Annotated in this window: 5 protein-coding genes; 2 read left to right on the forward strand and 3 right to left on the reverse strand. The window is 28.2% G+C overall.

Annotation, left to right across the window (positions count from 1 at the left end):
- Nucleotides 1-263 precede the first annotated feature (263 nt).
- Complete coding sequence (locus tag WBG30_RS03815; protein ID WP_424503321.1) at nucleotides 264-1454, reverse strand: NAD/NADP octopine/nopaline dehydrogenase family protein; 1191 nt, start codon at nucleotides 1452-1454, stop codon at nucleotides 264-266.
- A gap of 1200 nt (nucleotides 1455-2654) precedes the next feature.
- Here WBG30_RS03815 and WBG30_RS03820 point away from each other — a divergent pair.
- Complete coding sequence (locus WBG30_RS03820; RefSeq protein WP_424503322.1) at nucleotides 2655-3311, forward strand: PHP-associated domain-containing protein; 657 nt, start codon at nucleotides 2655-2657, stop codon at nucleotides 3309-3311.
- A gap of 91 nt (nucleotides 3312-3402) precedes the next feature.
- Nucleotides 3403-3576, forward strand: coding sequence for a rubredoxin (locus tag WBG30_RS03825; RefSeq protein WP_424503323.1), 174 nt, complete (start codon nucleotides 3403-3405; stop codon nucleotides 3574-3576).
- Nucleotides 3577-3613: 37 nt separating this feature from the next.
- Here the strand turns inward: WBG30_RS03825 and WBG30_RS03830 are convergent, their stop codons facing one another.
- On the reverse strand, nucleotides 3614-4300 hold the full coding sequence (locus WBG30_RS03830; RefSeq protein WP_424503324.1) for an ABC transporter ATP-binding protein: 687 nt from the start codon (nucleotides 4298-4300) through the stop codon (nucleotides 3614-3616).
- Nucleotides 4297-5019: an ABC transporter permease gene (locus WBG30_RS03835; RefSeq protein WP_424503325.1), complete on the reverse strand. Its 723-nt coding sequence runs from the start codon at nucleotides 5017-5019 to the stop codon at nucleotides 4297-4299. Before WBG30_RS03835 ends, WBG30_RS03830 begins: the two co-directional genes overlap by 4 nt.
- Between the last annotated feature and the right edge of the window lie 89 nt (nucleotides 5020-5108).

Consider the following 5108-nt stretch of genomic DNA (forward strand, 5'->3'; position numbering starts at 1 on the left):
AGCAAATTCTCTACAATTTTTAGCAGCAAGGAGTGTAGATTTGATAAAATGAAGATAAGCTTTAGGGAAATGTGAAAAAAATTTAAAAGAATGTCTAAAAAAAGCTTTTAAGTTGTCATTAGTAAGACTCTCTTTAAGAGTAATAGGAGTCATAATAGTTATTATACAAAAAAACCCCCAAGATGGGGGCAGGGGGTTGAAGAAGCTTTAGCTTTTTTTTATATCATAGCCTATATTGTGAAGGAATTTTCCCTTTTTTAATTTTATTTTATTAGATCTCTTTCTTGATATGTCTCATATTTAGTTGGTATCCCAACCTTTATGCCGTTATATTCATACTCAGTATCTAAAACACCATTTTTTAATAAATCTAAATTTAAATAGTTTTGGCTCCAATTTAGGAGTTCGTTGATCATTGGAACATCTATCTTATATTTATCTGCAAGCCATTTTACAATAGCAATTCCATAAAATATATCATCTGTAAAAAATCTACTATTTTTATCTAAAACATATCTTTCTCCTTCTTTCATTACTGGAGTTTTAATAAGGCCTAAAGTTTTAGATTGAATAAAAGATTCTTTTATATTTTCATTTGAGGAGTTGTTTGTAAATCTTTCTAGATCTAAATAATTTAACATGTGCTCAAAGGATTCTGTGGGATTTAATTCTTTAATTTTTTGTCTGATTTTTTCATAATCTGCATCTAACATCTTTAGTATATTAGCTGAGCTTTCATCAAACTCTTTATAAAAATAAGGGACTTCCTCTAGCGTTTTCCAACCTTGTTTATTTTTTAGGTATAATCCATACATACGTGAAGTATGAATTATCTGGTTATCTACCGATAAAGTTAACGATAAGAAATTGTTTGCTTGATAAGTTTTACTTATTCCGTCTCCTTCTAAAGATATTTTTTCAAATAAATCACTGTTTAATTTATTAAATTTATACTTTGGAAAAACAGAGACAATATTAATAGATTTAGCACCATAAGTTATTCCAACTGATCCATATTCTTTGGTTCTACATATCCAAGGGATTAATCCATAAGAAAAATATACTAATTTATTTAATGAAAATTTCTCTTTAATTTCATTGTACATCCAATTAACTCCGCCTTGGCCATAAATAGACCCGATCCAAACTTCTTTATCTTTGGGGATGTGTTCTCCTATTCTTAGGAGTACTTTGAAATACTGAGATACAGGCATACATAGTAAAATTATTTCAGCATCTTTTAAAGCAAATTTTTCATCATTTGTAGCTAAATGTATATCCCCTTCTACTATTTTTTTAACATTTCCATTTTCTGATTGAAACTCTACTTTTAAAGTTTTTTTCCAAAGGTCCGGTTTGCTTGTTAAAATTGTTACTCTAAAGCCTAAGTTTGCAAGTAAGGGCGCTACTGTATGAGCGCTACTACCGCCACCAACTATGGTTATTTTTTTCATTTTTTAACTCCTCCTTAAATTTTAGTACCTAATTCTAGTTTTTTCGACATTTTTTAAGAAGTTTAAAAATTTCTAGTTTTCGGGCGTGATTAAAAATATTCTCCCTACTTCTGTTTTATTTTGATGAAGCTATTATGTTGCTTTTTTAGATGCAACCTCACGTTGCTTTAGGTGTAAGAAGCTAAATATACAATGTGGGTACAATGTATAAAATAGATAAAACTTGTAGAGTGGATAGAGCTTATAAAATGAATAGATAAAATGATAAAAAGGATAAAAAAAGAGAAAAAGTCTTTTTGATAGAAACTTTCAAAGTAAATTTAATAAAATGGCAAAAAAGTCTGTTTAAATTTGTAGTAATTTTGTAATTTTTTTCAATATTGGATAATAATTTTTTGAAAAGAAAATGGGTATAAATGGAAAAAATTGCAATGTGAATTGTAAGTTTTAAAAGATGATTCTTTTTATATTGTATGACGTTATCGAGGAAAAGTCCAGTAAAATCAAAAGTAGATGAAAAAAGGAGGAATAAAAAATTAATTATTCCTCCTTTTGTATTTTTATCTAGTTACTATCAATAAAGCTATTCCACTAATTATTCCGATAATAATTGTTCTGATATAATCTCTTTTTTTTAAGGCCAAAACATATACCTCCATATATTAGATTTAAATTTTTCTCTATCTAAATATTATATCATATATTATAATAAAAATAATTAAAAATAATGTTGACACTCTATTAAAACATACTGTATTATAGACATAATGAATTAATAAAAAACAATTTAGGGGGAAACATGAAGAAATTTCAATGAAACTGACAATCAGTTGAGACTTCCGGTGGAAGTTACAAGATCTATTGCAAATGGATAGTATAGATAAGGTCGGTCTAGAGATATTTCTGTTCCCAACTTCTTTTCTTATAGTTTTAAAACTATTCCTATTCGCTCTTTCTGCTTAGATCATCTTTTATATTTTAACAAAAACTTCAAAATTTTATAGAGAGAAATCCTAAAGGGATTCATATTTTATGCCATTGTTATGGGGCTCTAAAAAAAAAATATCAATAAATGTAGAGAGTTCTCTGTATTTTTTATTGAACTATTTTTATGAAGAAAAAAATAAAAATCATGCATAGAAAATAATTTTTATGTTATGAAGCAGAAAAACTAATTGAAATTAGAAAAAGGAGAAAAAGATGTTTATAGATACTCACATGCACTGCATAGAAGGTTCAGATGACAGTTTTATTGGAATTTCAGAAATTGTAAAAAGAGCAAAAATAATGGGATTAAATGGGATCTGTATAACAGATCATGATAATAATAAAGTAAAAGAATACGCTACTCAATATGGGAAAAAACATAATTTTAAAATATTTGTAGGAGCTGAAATATTAACCCACGAAGGGGACATACTGGTCTTTGGATTAGATGATATTCCTACAAAAAAACTTTATGCTCAAGAATTAATAGATTTAGTAAATTCCAAAGGAGGAGTGACTATTGCTGCTCATCCATTTAGAGAAAATAATAGAGGATGTGGTAAACATCTAAAAAATCTAAAGGGGCTCACTGCTGTGGAGACGTTTAATGGGAGTACAAAATCTTATAATAACTTAAATGCTTTTGAAAGTGCTATGGAGCTAAATTTAGCTACTACAGCAGCCAGTGACTGTCATACTCCTGATGCAATAGGTAAATATTGTACAAAATTTTTAGATGATATTGAAACTGAAAAAGATTTGATAGATGCTATTAAGAGAAAAAGAGTGGTTCCTGCTGTGTATAGAGATGGGAAATATATAAAGATAGATAATTATGAGAAGTGTGGAGAAATTTTCCCAATAAATTAATATGATTTTATAAAAAAACAGGAAAAAATTAAAATTACTAGTAATATCATTAATAGATATTTTTTATAAAATAAAATTGGGGAGGGATAAAATGGAAAAGTGGGCATGCACAATATGTGGTTATGTTTATAGTCCAGAGATAGGGCATCCAAAGTCAGGAATTAAAAAGGGCACAAAATGGGAAGAAATCCCAGAAGATTGGACTTGTCCTCTCTGTGCTGTAGGTAAGGATGAATTTGAAAAATTAGAAAAAACAGAAAAATAAAAATAGCTCTCAGAAAATATTCTGAGAGCTATTTAATTTATTTAAGGATCGTATCATAGATTTTATTTTTATATACTTTTAATTCTTTAGAAGATAGAGTTCTTTTAGATTTTGGGAAATCAATGGTAAGAACCTCGTTTATGACAGTTGGTTTTTTAGAAAATATTACTACTTCATCTGCCATGAGTAAAATTTCATCTATATCATGACTTATCATTATAAGTGTCTTTGAGTATTTTTCTAAAAGTGTGATTATGAGAGAAATCAACTTTATCTTTAGTGAAAAATCTAAAGATTTTAAAGACTCATCCATAAGAATTAATTCTGTATCATATAAAAAAGCACGAGCTATAGCAACCCTTTGTTTTTCACCGCCACTTAAATTTTTAACTAGATGATCTATCTTATGAGAGATCTGTAAAAGTTCCAAAATATTTTTTATTTTGTTCTCATTAGCTCCTGGTATTATATTTAAATTTTCTTTTACACTTTCCCAAGGGAGGAGTCTGTCTTCCTGAAATATATAGCCTACATTTTCAAATTTTTTAACTACTTCTCCAGTATGATTTATCTCAAGGCCCGCAATAATATTAAAGAGGCTAGTTTTCCCACCACCAGAGGGACCTAAGATTGCAGTGACTTTGTTTTTTTTAAATTTATATGTGATATTATCCAAGATTTTTTCTCCATCAAAAGTCAGAGAAAGATCTTTCAACTCAATCATAAATACCTCCTAAATTTATTTTTTAAGGATATTAAAATTAATTTTGAAATGAGAAAACTTAAGATATATATTATAAGAGTCCAACCTAAAATTGTATCTGTTTCTATATTTAACCATCCTATGTTTAATCCATTTCCAATTCCACCACTTACTCTAGAGATGACCTCTGCCATGATGATCACCTTAAATGAAGAACCAAGGATGATTTCGGTAGCAGGAAGAAGATATCTGATAAGGGATGGAAGTTGAATTTTAAAGAAACAATCCTTTTTAGATATATTGTATATACTTGCCATCTCTAAGATTTTTTTATCTATCCCTTCCATCCCACTGACAATATTTAATACCAAAATTGGGATAGTATTTATACAAATTATAAAAATAGGTATATATTTACTATCAAACCAAATTAACGCCAGTAAGATCCAAGAAATTATAGGAGTACTCTGCATAAAAAGTAGTATTGGATAGATAAAGATCTTAAGATTTTTAGAAGAAACAATTCCTAAAACCAAAAGCATTCCTATAAGATAGGTAAAAATCAGAGAGATACCTAATCGACCTAAGGTAATCAAGATCTCATTATAATTATTTTGGAGTAAAGATAATGAGGTATGAAAAACCCGTAGAGGTGAAGGTAGCACCAAAGGAGAGACCTTTGTGGAGATTCCAGCCCATAAAAGTAAAAATACGGTAATTGGAATCAATTTTTTTCTCATTTATTTTCTCCTAAAATTTTTATATATTCTTTTACTAATTTGTCTCCCTCTTTTCCATCAATAAGAGTTAAGTTCATATAATTAATAGA

Origin of the sequence: Psychrilyobacter sp. (assembly GCF_049671765.1) — a bacterium.
Taxonomy (GTDB): domain Bacteria; phylum Fusobacteriota; class Fusobacteriia; order Fusobacteriales; family Fusobacteriaceae; genus Psychrilyobacter.